Below are 17,798 nucleotides of genomic sequence, written 5' to 3'. Positions count from 1 at the left end.
GGGGGTCCGGGGGCTGGCCCCCGAAGCCCCCCCGGCAACCTCAACTTCCCTTCGCGCCCCGCGCCCTGAGCAGATCCGCCATCAGCCGCAGCTCGGACTCCTGGGCCTCGACCATCCCCTTCGCCAGGTCCCGCTCCACCCCCGGACGGCACCGGTCCACACAGCCCTCGGCCATGTGCACGCCGCCCTTGTGGTGCGCGGTCATCAGCCGCAGGAACAGCACCTCGGCCCGCTCGCCCTCCGCCTTCTCCAGGCGTGCGAGTTCGGCCCGGGTCGCCATGCCGGGCATCAACGGCGCGTCGTCCCCGCCCGAACCGTGGCCGTCGTGCCCGCCCATCCCCATCCACGCCATCGGCGGCCGCGACGACACCTTCGGCAGCTCCCACAGGTCCAGCCAGCCGAGCATCATGCCCCGCTGGTTCGCCTGCGTGTTGGCGATGTCGTACGCGAGCCTGCGGATCTCCTCGTCGTCCGTTCGGTCCCGTACGACGAACGACATCTCGACCGCCTGCTGGTGGTGCACCGCCATGTCGCGCGCGAAACCCGCGTCCGCCGAGTCCGCGGCCGGACGCTCCAGCGCGGACGGCGTGGACGGAGCGGACGGCGGCGCGGGGTCGTGGACCGTGCCGTTCGCCAGGGCGGCGGTCACCCCGCCGCCCGCCGCGGCGAACACCACGGCGGCGCACACGGCCGCCCACCCCGCACGCCTCACTGCGCGATCCCGCCCTGACAGGCCGCGCCCGGCTCCGGGGTCTGCTTGCCCTGCACGTACTTGGCGAAGAACGTGTCCACCCGCGGGTCCTTCGCACTGTCCACGGTCAGCTGCTTGCCCCAGGCGCTCAGCATCAGCGCGCCCTTCTGCTCGTTCACCGGGCTCATCAGGGAGTAGGGCGTCGCCTTCACCTTCGACTCAAGAGCCTTCAGGTCGGCCGGCTTCGCCTTCGCGTTGTACGTCACCCATACGGCGCCATGTTCGAGGGAGTGCACGGCGTGCTTGTCCGGGATCGGCTTCTCGTAGACATCGCCGTTGCAGTTCATCCAGACCTGGTCGTGGTCACCGCCGACCGGAGGCGTCATCGGATAGCTCACCGGCTTCGTGACGTGGTCGCGGCCCAGCTTCTTCGCGTCCCAGGACCGCTCGCCGTCGATGTTCTTCCCGGCGGCCTCCTCGCGGAGCTTCTCCTGCCGCTTCTGCTCGGCCGCGACCTGGGCCTCTTCCTTCTTCTTCTCGTCCTGCTCCCGGATGAACAGATACGAGCCGAACCCCACCAGGCCCGCGACGACAGCCGTGCTCGCCACGATCGCGATCGTCCGGTTGCGGCGCTCCCGCGCCCGCTCCGCCCGGCGCATCGCCTCTATCCGGGCCTTGCGGTCCTGCGAACTCCCCTGCCCGGACGTATTGCTTGAACCCATGAAGGAACCTCTGCGTTCTTCTGCGAAAAGGTACGGATGACGGGTACGGCGGACCGCCGATCGTAGTGGCCACCGGGATGTCGCACGCCACAAGGGGCCCGTAATCTGGCGGAAACCCCTGGCCTCGATACTGAAGCCCCTACCGTGCCGGGGCGGTGGTGCGTAAACCATCTGAACTGCAAGGATGTAGCTATGGACAAGCAGCAGGAATTCGTGCTCCGCACGCTCGAAGAGCGCGACATCCGCTTCGTACGCCTGTGGTTCACGGACGTCCTGGGCTTCCTGAAGTCCGTCGCGGTGGCCCCGGCCGAGCTGGAGCAGGCCTTCGACGAGGGCATCGGCTTCGACGGCTCCGCGATCGAGGGCTTCGCCCGGGTCTACGAATCGGACATGATCGCCAAGCCCGATCCGTCGACGTTCCAGATCCTCCCGTGGCGCGCGGAGGCCCCCGGCACGGCCCGGATGTTCTGCGACATCCTGATGCCGGACGGCTCCCCGTCGTACGCGGACCCCCGCTTCGTCCTGAAGCGCATCCTCGCCAAGACCTCGGACCTGGGCTTCACCTTCTACACCCACCCCGAGATCGAGTTCTTCCTGCTCAAGGACAAGCCGGTGGACGGCTCCCGGCCCACCCCCGCCGACTCCTCGGGCTACTTCGACCACACCCCGCAGAACGTGGGCATGGACTTCCGCCGCCAGGCCATCACCATGCTCGAATCCATGGGCATCTCGGTCGAGTTCAGCCACCACGAGGGCGCCCCGGGCCAGCAGGAGATCGACCTGCGGTACGCGGACGCGCTCTCCACGGCCGACAACATCATGACGTTCCGCCTGGTCATGAAGCAGGTGGCCCTGGAGCAGGGCGTGCAGGCCACGTTCATGCCGAAACCGTTCTCCGAGCACCCGGGCAGCGGCATGCACACCCACCTGTCCCTGTTCGAGGGCGACCGCAACGCGTTCTACGAGTCCGGCGCCGAGTACCAGCTCTCCAAGGTCGGCCGCTCCTTCATCGCGGGCCTCCTCCGGCACGCCGCCGAGATCTCCGCGGTCACCAACCAGTGGGTCAACTCGTACAAGCGCATCTGGGGCGGCTCCGAGCGCACCGCGGGCGCGGGCGGCGAGGCCCCCTCGTACATCTGCTGGGGCCACAACAACCGCTCGGCGCTGATCCGCGTGCCCATGTACAAGCCGGGCAAGACCGGTTCGGCCCGCGTCGAGGTCCGCTCCCTGGACTCCGGCGCCAACCCGTACCTCGCCTACGCGGTCCTCCTCGCCGCCGGCCTCAAGGGCATCGAGGAGGGGTACGAACTCCCGCCCGGCGCCGACGACGACGTCTGGGCCCTGCGCGACGCCGAACGCCGCGCCCTCGGCATCGAGCCCCTGCCGCAGAACCTCGGCGAGGCCATCGCCCTGATGGAACGCTCGGAACTGGTCGCCGAGACCCTGGGCGAGCATGTCTACGACTTCTTCCTGCGCAACAAGAAGCAGGAGTGGGAGGAGTACCGCAGCGAGGTCACGGCCTTCGAACTGCGGAAGAACCTGCCGGTTCTGTAAGGGAGTCGGACGGTACGGCGAAGGGCCCGGGGCGTTGCTCCCCGGGCCCTTCGCCGTACCGCCCTCAGATCACCGACCGCAGCGGCTGCTCCGCCCGGACCCGGTACTCCTGGACGCCCCACCCGTTGCCGTCCGGGTCCCTGAAGTACATGAACGTGCCGCCGTCCTGCTCGGCGTAGGTCACCGGCTCGCTGACGTCCAGGCCGCGGTCCTTCAGTTCCTTGTGGGCCTGCGCGATGTCGGCGACGCACAGCTGCATGCCCTGGTACGAGCCGGGCGCGGGCACCGGTGTGACGTTCAGGCCCTCCAGGTTGTCGCTGACCGCGACGGAGCAGCCCGAGCCGGGCGGGGTCAGCTGGACGACGCGTACGCCCGGCATCACGTCGCCGTCGAAGTCCACGGTGAAGCCGACCTTGTCGCGGTAGAACTCCTTGGCGCGGTCCACGTCGGAGACGGGGATGGTGACTACTTCGAAGGTGTATTCCATACACATCACCATGCGCCTTGTCACTCCGCGTCGCTACTCTGAAAGCATGACCACTCGGGAAGAGCTGCGCGAGATGATCGATCTGGTTGCGGATGACGACCTGGACGTGGCCGCCATGCGCCTCAAGCCGCTGATACAGAGCGAGCCGCCGCGGGAGCGTCCCAGGTTCATCGGCATGGGACGCTCGGGATACAGCGATACATCCGAGCGCGTGGACGAGATCTTGCGGGAGACGGGGTTCGGCGAGTGATCATGGTCGACACGGGCCCCTTGGTGGCCCTCGCCGATGCGGACGACCGCCATCACGAGACCTGCGCACGCTGGTACGACGGGGTCAACCCGGCGAACCTCGTGATTCCCGCTCCGGTCATCGCGGAAGCCTGCTACATCATCTGGAAGCGCTGCGGAACCGAGGTCGAGGCGTCATTTCTCGAAGCTCTCGCGGCTGATCAGCTCGGTACCGTGAGCGGTCTGATGCCGGAGGATCTGGCGCGTATGGCCGAGTTGGTGCGGAAGTACGCCAGCTTCCCTCTGGGGGGTACCGATGCGTGCGTGATCGCGCTCGCGGAGCGGTGGCAGGCCCAGCAAGTCGCCACCGTGGACCGCAGGCACTTCAGCGTGGTGAAGCCCAGGCACGTCCCGTACTTCGACCTCCTCCCCGCCGACCTGTAGCCACCCCCGCCTGCGTCTAGGCTCGGCCCCGTACGATGATCACACGGGAGGCCGAACATGACCACGCCGGGGCGGAGAAGCAGTACGTTCACGCGGCTGCTGCGGCACGGCTTCAACGACGCCTCCGCGGCCGGGCGGCTCCTCGACAGCCCGGAGCTGGCCTCCGTCCGCAACGACCCCGTGCTGCTCGACGCCCTGGGCGCCACCGCCGACCCGGACCTCGCGCTGCTCGGGCTCGTCCGGCTCGTCGAGGCGCAGGACCCCGGCGGCCCCGAGACCCCCGACGAGCGGCACCTGCTGCTCGACACGCTGCTGTCCTCGAAGCCGCTGCGCGACCGGCTGCTCGGCGTGCTCGGCGCCTCCGAAGCCCTCGGCGACCACCTGGCCCGCCACCCCCGCGACTGGCAGGCCCTCGTGACGTACGAGGCGAGCGATCTGCACCCGGGCGTCGAGGAGTTCGAGCACGGCCTCGCCGAGGCCGTCGACCCCGTGACGCTGCGCGTGGCCTACCGGCGCTGTCTGCTGTCCATCGCCGCGCGTGACGTGTGCGGCACCACCGACGTCGCCGAGACCGCCGCCGAGCTCGCCGACCTGGCCACCGCGACCCTGCGGGCCGCCCTCGCCATCGCCCGCGGCGCGGCGCCCGAGGACGACGCGCTCTGCACGCTCGCCGTGATCGCGATGGGAAAGTGCGGCGGGCACGAGCTGAACTACGTCTCGGACGTGGACGTCATCTTCGTAGCGGAGCCCGTCAACGGAGCAGCCGGAGCAGAGGGCGCCGACGAGTCCAAGGCCATGCAAGCCGCGACGCGGCTCGCCTCGCACATGATGCGGATCTGCTCCGAGACGACCGTCGAGGGCACCATCTGGCCCGTCGACGCCAACCTGCGCCCCGAGGGGCGCAACGGCCCGCTCGTCCGCACCCTCTCCTCGCACCTCGCCTACTACCAACGCTGGGCCAAGACCTGGGAGTTCCAGGCCCTCCTCAAGGCCCGCCCGGTCGCCGGCGACCCCGACCTCGGCGAGGCGTACGTGGAGACGCTGGCCCCGCTGGTCTGGCAGGCCGCCGAGCGCGACAACTTCGTGCCCGACGTGCAGAAGATGCGCCGCCGGGTCGTGGACAACATCCCCGCCGCCGAGATCGAACGCGAGCTGAAGTTGGGGCCCGGCGGGCTGCGGGATGTCGAATTCGCCGTCCAGCTCCTGCAGTTGGTGCACGGCAGGGCCGACGTCTCGCTGCGCAGCGGCTCCACCCTCGACGCCCTCGCGGCCCTCGCGGCAGGCGGGTACGTGGGCCGGGCCGACGCCGCCCAGCTGGACGCCGCGTACCGCTTCCTGCGCGCCATGGAGCACCGCATCCAGCTGTACCGGCTGCGCCGCACCCACCTCGTGCCCGAGGACGAGCGGGACCTGCGCCGCCTCGGCCGCTCCCTCGGCCTGCGCACCGAACCCGTCACCGAGCTCAACCGGGCCTGGCGGCGGCACGCGGCCGTGGTCCGCAGGCTGCACGAGAAGATCTTCTACCGGCCGCTCCTCGACGCCGTCGCCCAGCTCGCCCCCGGCGAGACCCGGCTCTCGGCGGACGCCGCCCGCGAACGCCTCGTCGCCCTCGGGTACGCCGACCCGGCCGCCGCCCTGCGCCACCTGGAGGCGCTGGCGTCGGGTGTGACGCGGAAGGCCGCCATCCAGCGCACCCTGCTCCCCGTGCTCCTCGGCTGGTTCGCGGACTCCGCCGACCCGGACGCCGGTCTGCTCGGCTTCCGCAAGGTCTCCGACGCCCTCGGCAAGACCCCCTGGTACCTGCGGCTGCTGCGCGACGAGGGCGCCGCCGCCGAGAACCTCGCCCGCGTCCTGTCCGCCGGCCGGCTCGCCCCCGACCTCCTGCTGCGCGCCCCGGAGGCGGTCGCCCTGCTCGGCGACTCCCGGGGCCTCGAACCGCGCGGGCGGGACCACCTGGAGCAGGAGATCCTCGCCGCCGTCCGCCGGGCCGACGGCGCCGAGCAGGCCGTGGCGGCGGCCCGCGGGGTACGCCGCCGCGAGCTGTTCCGTACGACCGCGGGCGACCTGATCGGCTCGTACGGGACGGAGGAGAGCCCCGCCGAGGCGGATCCTGGCGCCCTGGTGGACCGGGTCGGGAGTGCGGTCTCCGACCTCACCGCCGCCACCCTCGCCGGGACACTCCGTGCCGTGGTCCGGGCCGGCTGGGGTGACGAGCTGCCCACCCGGTTCACCGTCATCGGCATGGGCCGCTTCGGCGGGCACGAGCTGAGCTACGGCTCCGACGCCGACGTGCTCTTCGTGCACGAGCCGCGCGAGGGCGTCGACGACCAGGAGGCGGCCAAGGCCGCGAACCAGGTGGTCGCCGAGATGCGCCGGCTCCTCCAGCTGCCCACGTCCGACCCGCCGCTGCTCATCGACGCGGACCTGCGCCCGGAGGGCAAGAGCGGCCCGCTGGTGCGCACCCTCAAGTCGTACGCCGCGTACTACCACCGGTGGTCGCACGTCTGGGAGAGCCAGGCGCTGCTGCGCGCCGAGCCCGTCGCGGGCGACGCGGACCTGGGGCGCCGCTTCATCGAGCTGATCGACCCGCTGCGCTACCCGCAGGAGGGCCTCGGCGACGACGCGGTACGCGAGATCCGCCGCCTCAAGGCCCGCATGGAGGCCGAGCGGATGCCGCGCGGCGCCGACCCGACGCTGCACGCGAAGCTGGGCCGCGGCGGGCTCTCCGACGTCGAGTGGGCGGTGCAGCTCCTCCAGCTCCAGGAGGGCTGGGCCGAGCCGGGCCTGCGGACGACCAGGACCCGCGAGGCGCTGGCCGCGGCGCGTGCCGCCGAGCTGATCTCCACGGAGGACGCGGAGATCCTCGACGAGGCCTGGGTGCTCGCCACCCGCGTACGGAACGCGGTGATGCTGGTGCGCGGCCGGGCCGGTGACACGTTCCCGTCGGACGGCCGCGAGCTGGCCGCGGTGGGCCGCTATCTCGGGTACGAGGCGGGCACGGTCGGCGAGATGATCGACGACTACCGTCGGATCACGCGGCGGGCGCGGCACGTGGTGGAGGAGTTGTTCTACGGGGCGGTGGGGTAGGTCGGCGTTGTGGTGCTGTTGACTTGGGCGCCGTCTATCGCCCTGCGGGCTCGTCCTCAAACGCCGGACGGGCTGATTCTGCCGCGGCAGCCTGTCCGATTCGCTGCGGGTCCGCCGTGGTTGCTCGCGCAGTTCCCCGCGCCCCTTCAGGGCGCCCCCTGACTGCGCCCATCCGGTGCGGGGCCCTGCCGTACCAGAGGTGGGTGACGGCGAGGGCCGCCGCGAGGCAGAGCAGGCCGCCGATCGCGTCGAGCCAGAAGTGGTTGGCCGTCGCGATGATCACCACGAGTGTCACCAGCGGGTACAGCACGGCGAGGACCCTGACCCACGGCACCCGGGCGAGCGTGAACAGGGCGAGGCCGCACCACAGCGACCAGCCGATGTGCATCGACGGCATCGCCGCGTACTGGTTCGTCATGTGCTTCAGGTCGCCGGAGGCCATCGAGCCCCAGGTCTGGTGGACCAGGACCGTGTCGACGAAGCCGCCGCCCTCGAGGAGCCGCGGCGGGGCCAGCGGGAAGAAGTAGAAGCCGACCAGGGCGAGTCCGGTGGTCACGAAGAGGACGGTGCGCATCGCCGCGTACCGGCCGGGGTGGCGGCGGTAGAGCCACACCAGGACCGCGATCGTCACGATGAAGTGCAGCGTCGCGTAGTAGTAGTTCATGCCGACGACGAGCCATGTCACCGAGTTCACGGCCTGGTTGACGCCCCGCTCGAAGGCGAGGCCGATGGCCTGCTCGGCCTGCCAGATCCAGTCGGCGTTCTGCATCGCCGCGGCCCGCTGCTCGGGCACGGCGTTGCGCACCAGGGAGTACAGCCAGTAACTCACCGCGATGAGGGCCAGCTCGTACCAGATACGGGGGCGCCGGGGGGTGCGCAGTCGGCGCACGAAGGACCCTGCCGGACGGGTTCCCTCCGCTTCGAGGGGTGAGGTTCCGGCCGCCGTCCGGCCTTCCCGTGTACTCACATTCGTCTCACCCATGGACAGAAAGTCTGCCAGAAATTCACCTTTGCCCGATCATCCCTCGGGTGGGTCCGGGGTGCATTTTCTACGCCCCAAGGACGATGCGCGAAAGGCCTCCGACCGAGGAATCCCGGCTTCAGCCCTTAGGGGAAGAAGCCTTGCGCGCAGAAGCAGTTGAACCGCGTACGACCAGTTCGGGCATGAACACGAACTCGCTGCGCGGGGCCGGGGTGCCGGCGATCTCCTCGAGCAGCGTGTTCACCGCGGACTGGCCCATCGCCGGGACGGGTTTGCGCACCGTGGTCAGCGGCGGGTCGGTGAACGCGATCAGCGGGGAGTCGTCGAAGCCGACCACCGAGATGTCGTCCGGCACTTCGAGGCCGCGCCGCCGTGCCGCGCGGATGGCACCGAGGGCCATCATGTCGCTCGCGCACACCACCGCCGTGCAGCCGCGGTCAAGGAGCGCCGCGGCCGCCGCCTGCCCGCCCTCCAAGGTGAACAGCGAGTGCTGGACGAACCGCTCGTGCACCGCGTCCTCATCGAGGCCCAGCTGCTCCCGTACGGCCCGTACGAACCCCTCGATCTTCCGCTGCACCGGCACGAACCGCTTCGGGCCGAGGGCCAGGCCGATGTCCGTGTGCCCGAGGGAGACGAGGTGGGTCACGGCCAGGCGCATCGCGGCCCGGTCGTCGGGGGAGATGAACGGGGCCCGCACCTTCTCCGAGAAGCCGTCGACCAGGACGAACGGCACGCCCTGGGCGCGCAGCTGCTCGTAGCGGTCCATGTCGGCGCTGGTGTCGGCGTGCAGCCCGGAGACGAAGATGATGCCGGAGACACCGCGGTCCACGAGCATCTCGGTCAGCTCGTCCTCCGTGGACCCGCCGGGGGTCTGGGTGGCGAGGACCGGCGTGTACCCCTGCCGGGTCAGGGCCTGGCCGATGACCTGTGCGAGGGCCGGGAAGATCGGGTTCTCCAGCTCCGGCGTGATCAGCCCGACCAGACCCGCGCTCCGGCCGCGCAGCCGCACCGGGCGCTCGTACCCGAGGACGTCGAGAGCGGCAAGCACGGACTGGCGGGTGGTCGCGGCTACGCCCGGCTTCCCGTTCAGCACCCTGCTGACCGTGGCCTCGCTGACCCCCGCCTGGGCTGCGATGTCGGCAAGCCTCGCGGTCATGGGACGCGACTGTACCGGGCGGATCATCCGGTGCCTATCGGGCAGTGCCCCGTCAGGGGCGCGGGGCTGTCACATTTGCGGCTTCGCCGCGGGGCGCGAGCAACCAAACACGGCCCGCACCCGGCGGCGAAACGGGAAGGGGCAGACGGGTAGCCCTCACACCGAACCCGGCAGCGGCGCCAGCCCGACGAGCCGCGTCACCAGGTCCGTGAAAGGCCCGTCCGACGGCTCGTCGGCGAGGATGCGGCGAAGGACGGACGCCATCTCCTCGTCGTACGCCGCACTCACCGCAGCCAGCGCAGCGAAGTCGTGCACCAGCTGGAGTTCGAGCTCGGCGCGCGGCACCCGGCGGCCGTCCAGCCACAGCAGTGCCGTGGACTCGGCGAGCGACACCCAGGAGCGCACGACGAGTTGGAGGCGGGCGGACGGCGCGGTGATGCCGAGGTGCGCGAGGATCTGCTCGTACGCGGCCTGCCGGACCGAGTCGATCAGGGCGTTGGTGGTGGACGAGCCGACCGCGGGGCCGCCGCGCATCAGGGCCGAGAAGCCCGGGCCGTGCTGGTCGACGAAGTCGAAGAAGCGGCCCATCACCCGCAACAGGCGGGCGCCGAGCGGGCCTTCGCGCGGCTCCTCGAAACGCTCGGCGAGGTCTTCCGCGGCTTTGCGCAGCGCCGCTTCGTACAGGCTGCGCTTGCCCGGGAAGTAGTGGTACACCAGCGGGCGGGATATTCCCGCCGCACCGGCTATCTCGTCGATGGAGACCTCGTCGGGGGAGCGGTGGCTGAACAGTTCGAGCGCCACGGCGATCAACTGCTCCCGCCGCTCCTCGACTCCCATCCTGCGGCGCACCCCGGTCGTCATACGAACACCCTAATGGGCGGGGCCACGTTCGACGCCAGGGGCCGAACGCGCGGATCACACGTCCAGGACCAGCCTCCCGCCGCGCGCCCGGGACACGCAGATCAGCATCGAGTCGCGCCGCTCCTCGTCCGTGAGCAGCTCGTCCCGGTGCTCGACCTCGCCCGCCACGACCCGCAGTCGGCAGGTGCCGCAGAAGCCCTGCTCGCAGGAGTACGCGACGTTCGGCAGCTGCTCGCGGACCGCGGCGAGGACCGTCGCGTCGGCCGGGACGGCCACCGTGGCGCCGCTGCGCCGCAGTTCGACCTCGAAGGCCGTGTTGCCCTCGGTGGCCGTGGCGGGCGTGAACCGCTCCAGGTGCAGGGAGCTGCCTTGCGGGAGCGCCGCCGCCACCGCGTCCATCAGCCCCTCGGGGCCGCAGCAGTACACGGCCGCGGCCTGCGGTGCCCCGTCGAACAGCGCGGCCGCGTCGGGCCGGCCGGACTCGTCCTCGGCGATCACCGTCACCCGGCCCCGGCGGCTGCGGCCGAGCCGCTCCACCTCGTCCAGGAACGGCATCGAGGCGCGGGAGCGGCCCGCGTACACCAACTGCCACTGCGCGCCGGACAGTTCGGCCGCGCGCAGCATCGGCAGGACCGGGGTGATGCCGATGCCGCCGGCCACGAAGACGTACGCGTGCGCGGGCTCAAGGGGGAAGCGGTTGCGCGGGCCGCGCACCTCGATCTCGGCGCCCTCGGCCAGCTTCTCGTGCACCTCGCGCGAGCCGCCGCGGCCGTCCTCGATCAGCCGGGTCGCCACCGTGTACGCGGTGCGGTCCGCGGGGTCGCCGCAGAGCGAGTACTGCCGGACCACCCCGGACGGCAGCACCAGGTCCAGGTGGGCGCCCGGCTCCCAGGCCGGCAGCGGGCCCGATCCCGGGTCGCGCGGCGTGAGGCGCAGCCGGACCACGCCGTCGGCGACCTCGGTGCGGGCCGCGACCCGCAGGCGCTGGGCGCGCCCGCGGGGGCGGCCCGAGACCGGGTTCTCCAGGGCGGGCATCGGCCACAGGGGCGCGGTCCCCATGCGGCTGCGTACGGCCCGTCGTACGAGCAGCGCGGCGCCCGCGACGGCGGCGACGGTGCGGATCCCGGGCATCTCAGGCGGCACCCTTCTCGTGGGCCTCGGCGGCGAGGGCGGCGGGCGACGACGCCAGGTAGGCGACGGCCTGTGCCGTGGAACCCTCGTGCGAGGGGTGGTAGGCGCGGTTCAGATACCGGGGGATGGAGCGGACCATCGCGCCCGCCGTCGGCAGCACGCCCTGCCGCCCCTTGGCGAAGAACTCCTTGAACGAGGCGCGGCCGTCGACCAGCGTCGGGTCGTTCTCCATGAAGAACCGCGCCCCGCGCTGCCACAGGAAGACGAGCGCGGCGAACGCGACTCCCCAGGTCCGCACCCGGCGCGCGTACGAGCCGTCCACGTGCATGAACAGGTCGAACGCCACCGAGCGGTGCTCGACCTCCTCCGCGCCGTGCCAGCGCAGCAGGTCCAGCATCGTCGGGTCGGCGCCGCGCCGGTCCAGCTCGTCGGCGTTCAGGACCCAGTCGCCGAGGAACGCGGTGTAGTGCTCGATCGCCGCGATCGTCGCGACCCGCTCCATCAGCCACCACTTGCGGGCCTTGCCGGGCGGCAGCGTGCGGTCGCCGAGCAGCTTCTCGAAGAACCAGTCGATCTGCGCGGTGTACGGGGTCGGGTCCAGGCCCTGCTCGCGCAGGTGCGGCAGGACCTCGTCGTGGGCCTGGGAGTGCATGGCCTCCTGCCCGATGAACCCGATCACGTCGGCGCGCAGCTGCTCGTCCTCGATGTACGGCAGGACCTGCTTGTAGACGTGCACGAACCAGCGTTCGCCCGCGGGCAGCAGGAGGTGCAGGACGTTGATGGTGTGCGTCGTGAACGGGTCGCCGGGCAGCCAGTGGAGCGGCGTCTCCTCCCAGGCGAAGGAGACCTTGCGTGCCTTCAGCGCCGTCCACTCGGAGGCGATGGGCTGCGGCGCCCGGTCGGACCGGGCCTGGGGCTTATTAGACATGGCGTCAATGTACTGATGGGTACGGTCGAGGTGTACCCCTTGTGCGGCGCTTTTCTGCTCGTGCGGCGCTTTTCTGCGGCCGCCACCTCAGCTCCCCGCTCCCGTACGCCTGTCAGCGCAGCGCCGATACCTCCGTGCCGTCCGCGAGGCGCCCCCGCAGCTGCGCCCGCGCGCCCTCGCGGGCCGGTGCCGCGAGGGTGTTGCCGCGCGCCGAGCCCTGCGCGCCGCCCGTCACCCGCACCGACGCCACATCCTTGCTGCCCGCCGCCAGTACGTGCCAGTGGCCCGCCCGCGACTTCCACAGCACCCCCGCGAGCACCCGCGGCTCGCGCGCCCCGCAGGCCGGCGAGTCCTGCGCCCGCGCCGCGATCGCCCCGGTGTCCTTGCCCGGCGCCTGGAACTGCGCGAGCACCCTGCTGCCGGCGCCCCGCCAGGTCTCCGCCCGCGTGCACACCCAGGTAGCCGTGCCGTTCCCCTCGGGCAGCCGCTGTGCCGCGTACGCCCAGGAGTTCACCGACCGCACCCCGTTCGAGCGGACCGCCCCGAGCAGACAGGCCGTACGCGCCCAACTCTCCCGCGCCGCCTGCCCGTCCACCTCGCCCGGGGACTGCGGGCGCCCGGACGTGAGGTGGGCCGGAGTGAGCTCGCCGAGGTCGGTCACGAGCCGGGTGCCGCCCGACCCCGGACCCTCCTCGCGCAGTTCGAGCGCGGCGACCTCTGTACATCCCGTCGACTGCGACTGCGACTGCGACTGCGACTGCGACTGCGACTGCGCCACGGCGGTCAGGGGTGCCGTCACGCCGTCCGCCGACCGGTCCAACTCCCGTGCGGGCGCGCTCGGTTCGCGCAGATCACGGACGGCGACGGTACGCACCCACGGCGCCGTCAGATACCGCACCTCACCCTTGCCCCGGCCCACGACCACCGCCCCCGACGTGCCCTGCGCGGCGCCGTCGACCCGCGCGAAGTCGAGGGCCGCGCCGCCGCCCGCCCCGGACCGCGGCTCGGCGTACCGCACCAGGCGCAGGCCGTCGTGCAGGACCACCACGCGGGCCCGGCCCACCTCACCCGCGTACAGCAGCTGCGCCGGTCCCGGCGGGGCGCCCGACGCGGTGCCGGGGGTCGCCGAGACCTGCACGGACGGGCCCGGGCGCGCCCACACGGCGAGCGCCCGGCCGAGCAGCTCGCGGTCGCCGGTGAGGGAGCCGCGGGCCGGCCACACGGAGAAGTCGGTGCGCGCCGAGCGCCGCCACTCGCCCGCCCCGACGCGCGTCAACTCCTCCGGGTCCAGGGCCGCTTCGGCCGCCGGGTTGCGCGCGTACGCGGGGGCCGCGGGGGTGCCGGGCGCCAGGCCGTCGCCCGGAAGGGCGAGGAGCGTGCCGCAGACCAGGGCGGCCGCCGTGGCGGCGAGCGCGGCGCGGCCGTGCTGCCTGCGCCGCATCAGGTCCGGCGGCCTGGCCTGGAGCGAGCACGGGTCGAACTCGGGGGAGTCGAGCAGCTCGTACGACGCGGCCACACCGTCCGCCTCCGCGAGCGCCGCGTGCGGGTCCGTGACCCCGGCGCCCTCCAGGATCCGGCGCACCTCGGCGTCCGGCAGCTTCTCCAGACCGCGCAGCACGAACGCGGCGCGCGCCGGGCCGCCGAGCGCGGAGAGCCGCTGGTCGAGGGCGAGTTCATCGGCGCCGCCGGAGCGCGGGAACAGCCGCAGGCCCCACACCTGCGGCAGCAGCGGTGGCAGTTGCGCGCGCCGCGGCCAGGCCCGCCGCCGCAGCGGAAGCCCCGCCTCCAGGGCGCTCCGCAGCACCCGCAGGCGCACATAGCCGTAACCGGGGTCGCCGCCCGGCCTGCCCGCCCCGCGCTGCGCCGGGACCATGGCGCGCTCCACGGTCGTACGGGCGCGGGGCAGGGCGCGCTGGGTGAGCCAGTGCGCGGTCAGCACCCGCCGGTTGCGGCCGAGCGACGGCGGCAGGACGAGGTAGCCGAGCCGCACGAGCCGCGGATAGTGCTCGACGAGCGCGGCCTCGGCCTGCTCCACGTCGACGACGGGAGCGGGCCCGGGGGAGGAGGGCGGGGAGGTGCGCGTGGCGGCGTCCGAAGAACTCACGTTCAGCAGAACGAGCGAATCCTCGGATGGTCACTCGAACAGGCCGTGGCGGAACGGGAGTTGACTGCTCCGTGCCCCAGCGGAACGGGAGTTGACCCCTCCGCGCCCCCGCCCACCCCGACCTCTCGCGGGCGCGCCCGGCGATCCCCGCCCACCCCGACCTCTCGCGGGCGCGCCCGGCGATCCCCGCCCACTCCGACCTCTCGCGGGCGCGCCCGGCGATCCCCGCCCACCCCGCCGTACGCCCTGGCCTCACCCCAGCGCGAACCCGCTGAACTCCACCGTGCCCCGGGCGCCGCTGCCCCCGTGCGCGGCCGACATGAAGAAGCCGACGTCCTGGCTCGCCGCCGCACCCCCGACCGGGACCTCGGCGACCGTCCGCCAGCTCGCCCCGTCGTCCGTCGAGCACTCCCCGCGGAACGTGCCCCCTCTCCGGATCAGGCGGAGCAGCACCGGGGCCTTGATGCCGGTGATCCGCTTGTACGTGTCCAGGGTGCCGTCGCCGTTCGTGTCGTAGGAGAGCACCACCCCGTTCGCGGGCGTCACGGACAGGTTCACGAAGCCCGGGGAGCCGGGTGCGGCGAGGGAGTCGCGGGCGATGAGACCCGCCCGCGCCCACGGACCCGTGGCGTCCTGCGCGTCCACCCGCACCGTCACCGCGACCCCGTCCCGCAGGGCGCCCGCGCGGTACGCGGCGCCGAACTCGCTGGTCCCCTTCCACAGGTCCTGGCCGCCGCCGTTGACCGCGAACCGCTCGCCCGCCTGCCCGAACACGGCCGCGCTGTTGGTGTACGTCCGCCACACCTCGTCCAGGGGACCGGCCACGTACAGGCTGTCCCGGACGACCGCCGTGACCCGGTCCTCGCCCTTCGGGCCGTACCGCACGGACAGTTCGTACGGCAGCGGCTTCAGCGGCGAGGTCAGTGGCTCGTCCGGGGCCTTCGCGCGCCAGGTCACCGCCCCCTCGCCGGCCGGGGGCACCGACCTCAGCGACGTGCCGTCCTCCGGTTCGGCGTCCAGGCCGGTGAGCGTGAAGTCCACGCGGCCGGTGGCACGCAGCCCGTTGACGTTGGTGAGAACCGCCCGCACGCGCGCGTGCCCGCCGGGCGGGAACGCGGACGGCTCGGCGGAGACGGCGACCTTGCCCTGATAGGGGGCCCGGGCCAGGACGTCGTACGCCTGCTTCGCCGTGCGGTACGCGTCGTTCGGCGGCCGCAGCGGATACGCCTTCCGCTCCCGCGTCCAGGGCTCCTCGATCGCGTACCAGTCGAACGCCTTCGGCTCCCGGCCCGCCGCGAGCGCGTCCTCCAGCTCGTCCAGGTACGCCGTCCACTGCGGCAGGTGGAAGTCCCCGATCAGGCCGTGCCAGTCCCGGTTGGCGTAGTTGGCCAGGCGCCCGCCGTCGGCGGTGGCCCGGTCCGCCCACGTGGTGATCAACACCCTGGCCGTGCGCTCCAGTTCCGCCGCTTCGGCGGGTGACGACGCCATCCGCCTCGCGTCCTCCAGCCACGGCCCGAGCAGGAACGCCCGGTGTGATCCCGTGACCTCCTCGCTCAGCCGCATCAGCTTCAGCCACAGGCGCGCGAGTGCCCGGAAGGTCTCCCGGTCCTTCCTCCCGTACGCCGCCCGCAGCTGCGGCAGCAACTGCCAGGACCGGTTGGCGAGCGCCTGCCGGGCCAGGTCCGTGAGGTCGTAGCGGTACGCGTCCGAGCGGCGCAGCGACTCCCGCACCCCGAGCAGCGCCGCGAAGGCCGCATCGAAGCCGCCGGGCGGGAACGCGGGGGTGTGTGTCGCGTAGTACGTACCGGAGTTGGCGCTCAGGCTCGGGCGTGCCGCGAAGATCGAGTCGTGCGGCCGGCCGTCCTTGCTGGTGATCCGGTACGCGGTCTCGCGCAGCGCCGCCATCGCCTCGCGGGCCTGCCCGTCCCGCCCGCCGTAGCGCAGATCGGCGTACGTACGGAACCACTCGGCGCGGTCCACGGCCTCCTCGCGCCAGGCCAGCTCCGTGAACAGTTCGAGCGCCGCCGGGTCGCGTTCGGCGGCCTCCGGCATGTACGCGGTGCCCGCGAGCGTCGAGCCCGGTCTGTCCCGCCAGACCGTGAACCGCTCCGTCCACATATGAGTCTTCGCGCCGATGGTGGTGCGGCCGCCGAAGTTGGGGATCGTGCCGAACGCGTACGGCGCGCCGCCCCAGTCCTTCTCCCGGTCGGTGACCGTCTCCAGGTCGGACAGGCCGTCCACGACCAGGAGCTGCTTCTTGTCCAGGGCGTCGATCACGTCGCGCCGCGGGTTGGCCTGCCAGCCGAGGATCGTCCACAGCGCCCGGGGGCGTGCGGTGCGCAGCGCCCGCTCCACGGCGCGCGCCGCCTCCGGCACCGGCACGTCGCCCGGGTCGCCGCCCTCGTGCAGCAGGTCCATCTTGAACAGGTCGACCTCGCCGAACAGTTCGGCCTGGTGCCGGTAGAACGCCGCCGCGACGTCGGCGAACGGCTCGGTGCGCGGATCGAGCCAGTCCGGCCGCCGCAGTCCGTTCCAGTCGCCCTGCGGGACGGTACGGGCGCCCGGATTGCGCTCGGCGAACCCGTCCGGGACCGTCCCGAAGTAGCCGGGCATGACCGGTTTCATGCCGAGCGCGCGCAGCCGGTCCGCGATCTTCCGGCCCAACGCGACGCGCCGCTCGATCAGTTCATGGCTGAGCGGGCCGCCGTACGCGCTCATGTTCTGCAGCAGCCACCACGGCTGGTGCGAGGGCGCGGGCAGCCAGGTGCGGGCCTCGGTGTCGGAGTAGCCGAAGCTCTGGAGGAGGCGGTGGTAGACGCCCTCCTGGCCCGCGGTGACGAGCACCTCGTTGCAGCCGTGCAGCGCCAGCACGTCGATCATGCGCTCCCAGCGGGGCCAGTCCGCGTACGGGGCGGTGTAGCCGTCGTGGGTGTCGTTGAAGACGAAGCGGTGCGGCACCGTCGCTCTGCGGTGCAGCGGCCGGTGCGGCCCCGGGAGCCGCCTGGGCAGCTCCAGTTGGCTGCCCGACCAGGAGATATGGGCGCCGCACACATATTTCAGATACCAGTGCACGCCGGTGAGCAGGGCCAGCGGACCGGTGCCCGCGACGGTGATCCGGCCGGTGGAGCCACTGACCCTGAACCCCTCGCCGGAGGCACGGAGCCGGTCGAGCCGGAACTGGTCGGCGTGCTCGGGCAGCAGCCGGTTGAGCGCGGCGCGCACGGGATCCGTATCGAGGGCGGGGCCCTGCGTGGGCCGACCCGATGCGTGGCCCGGGCCGGCGTGGGCCGGGACGGTCGTGCCGAGGACGGTGCCGAGGCCGACGGCTCCGGCCGTCCCGATGACTCTGCGGCGGGACGGATCAGTCATGTGGTGCCCCCCTCTGTCGTCTGCTGCGGCGCACGCTAACCGGACGGTCGACGG

14 protein-coding genes are annotated in these 17,798 nt (G+C 72.5%); 4 read left to right on the top strand and 10 right to left on the bottom strand.

The genetic code is table 11. The features are described from left to right. Positions 1-40 precede the first annotated feature (40 nt). Together QIT00_RS32945 and QIT00_RS32940 are read right to left on the bottom strand one after the other, a co-directional pair. Positions 41-712, bottom strand: a complete 672-nt coding sequence (locus QIT00_RS32945; RefSeq protein ID WP_282539138.1) for a DUF305 domain-containing protein — start codon at positions 710-712, stop codon at positions 41-43. Then, the gene (locus tag QIT00_RS32940) at positions 709-1,413 is read right to left on the bottom strand and encodes a DUF3105 domain-containing protein (protein WP_282539137.1); all 705 of its coding nucleotides are present in this window, start codon (positions 1,411-1,413) and stop codon (positions 709-711) included. The genes QIT00_RS32945 and QIT00_RS32940 overlap by 4 nt, the downstream gene beginning before the upstream one ends. A gap of 192 nt (positions 1,414-1,605) precedes the next feature. Between QIT00_RS32940 and glnA the strand changes: the two genes are divergently transcribed. Further along, entirely contained in the window at positions 1,606-2,967 is a 1,362-nt protein-coding gene (gene glnA, locus QIT00_RS32935) for a type I glutamate--ammonia ligase (RefSeq protein ID WP_282539136.1), read from the top strand. Between the two features lie 64 nt (positions 2,968-3,031). Here the strand turns inward: glnA and QIT00_RS32930 are convergent, their stop codons facing one another. Next, complete coding sequence (locus QIT00_RS32930) at positions 3,032-3,454, bottom strand: VOC family protein (protein WP_282539135.1); 423 nt, start codon at positions 3,452-3,454, stop codon at positions 3,032-3,034. Between the two features lie 46 nt (positions 3,455-3,500). On the opposite strand from QIT00_RS32930, the gene QIT00_RS32925 reads away from it, so the two are divergent. From QIT00_RS32925 to QIT00_RS32915, 3 genes are read left to right on the top strand one after another with little or no spacing between them, the layout of a single operon-like run. Further along, a complete protein-coding gene (locus QIT00_RS32925; RefSeq protein WP_282539134.1) occupies positions 3,501-3,704 on the top strand; it encodes a hypothetical protein in 204 nt (67 codons plus the stop codon). A 2-nt stretch (positions 3,705-3,706) separates the two neighbouring features. Continuing rightward, positions 3,707-4,126, top strand: a complete 420-nt coding sequence (locus QIT00_RS32920; protein ID WP_282539133.1) for a type II toxin-antitoxin system VapC family toxin — start codon at positions 3,707-3,709, stop codon at positions 4,124-4,126. Positions 4,127-4,183: 57 nt separating this feature from the next. Further along, positions 4,184-7,213: a bifunctional [glutamine synthetase] adenylyltransferase/[glutamine synthetase]-adenylyl-L-tyrosine phosphorylase gene (locus tag QIT00_RS32915; protein ID WP_282539132.1), complete on the top strand. Its 3,030-nt coding sequence runs from the start codon at positions 4,184-4,186 to the stop codon at positions 7,211-7,213. Between the two features lie 34 nt (positions 7,214-7,247). Here QIT00_RS32915 and QIT00_RS32910 read toward each other — a convergent pair whose 3' ends face one another. From QIT00_RS32910 to QIT00_RS32880, 7 genes are all read right to left on the bottom strand, one after another. After that, positions 7,248-8,195 carry a phosphatase PAP2 family protein gene (locus QIT00_RS32910; protein ID WP_282539131.1) on the bottom strand — a complete coding sequence of 316 codons (948 nt, stop codon included), beginning with the start codon at positions 8,193-8,195 and terminating at the stop codon, positions 7,248-7,250. Positions 8,196-8,313: 118 nt separating this feature from the next. Then, positions 8,314-9,351, bottom strand: coding sequence for a LacI family DNA-binding transcriptional regulator (locus QIT00_RS32905; RefSeq protein WP_282539130.1), 1,038 nt, complete (start codon positions 9,349-9,351; stop codon positions 8,314-8,316). A 156-nt stretch (positions 9,352-9,507) separates the two neighbouring features. Beyond that, a complete protein-coding gene (locus QIT00_RS32900; protein WP_282539129.1) occupies positions 9,508-10,212 on the bottom strand; it encodes a TetR/AcrR family transcriptional regulator in 705 nt (234 codons plus the stop codon). Between the two features lie 54 nt (positions 10,213-10,266). Then, positions 10,267-11,343 carry a PDR/VanB family oxidoreductase gene (locus tag QIT00_RS32895; RefSeq protein WP_282539128.1) on the bottom strand — a complete coding sequence of 359 codons (1,077 nt, stop codon included), beginning with the start codon at positions 11,341-11,343 and terminating at the stop codon, positions 10,267-10,269. Position 11,344: 1 nt separating this feature from the next. Continuing rightward, positions 11,345-12,271: a metal-dependent hydrolase gene (locus QIT00_RS32890; protein ID WP_282539127.1), complete on the bottom strand. Its 927-nt coding sequence runs from the start codon at positions 12,269-12,271 to the stop codon at positions 11,345-11,347. 112 nt (positions 12,272-12,383) lie between these two features. Then, complete coding sequence (locus QIT00_RS32885; protein WP_282539126.1) at positions 12,384-14,375, bottom strand: hypothetical protein; 1,992 nt, start codon at positions 14,373-14,375, stop codon at positions 12,384-12,386. 252 nt (positions 14,376-14,627) lie between these two features. After that, complete coding sequence (locus QIT00_RS32880; RefSeq protein ID WP_282539125.1) at positions 14,628-17,744, bottom strand: alpha-N-acetylglucosaminidase; 3,117 nt, start codon at positions 17,742-17,744, stop codon at positions 14,628-14,630. Between the last annotated feature and the right edge of the window lie 54 nt (positions 17,745-17,798).

The sequence above is a fragment of the Streptomyces luteolus genome (assembly GCF_029968015.1).
Classification (GTDB): Bacteria; Actinomycetota; Actinomycetes; order Streptomycetales; family Streptomycetaceae; genus Streptomyces; species Streptomyces luteolus.
Note: the sequence above shows the minus strand (reverse complement) of the source record. Positions and strands in the feature narration are given on the sequence as shown.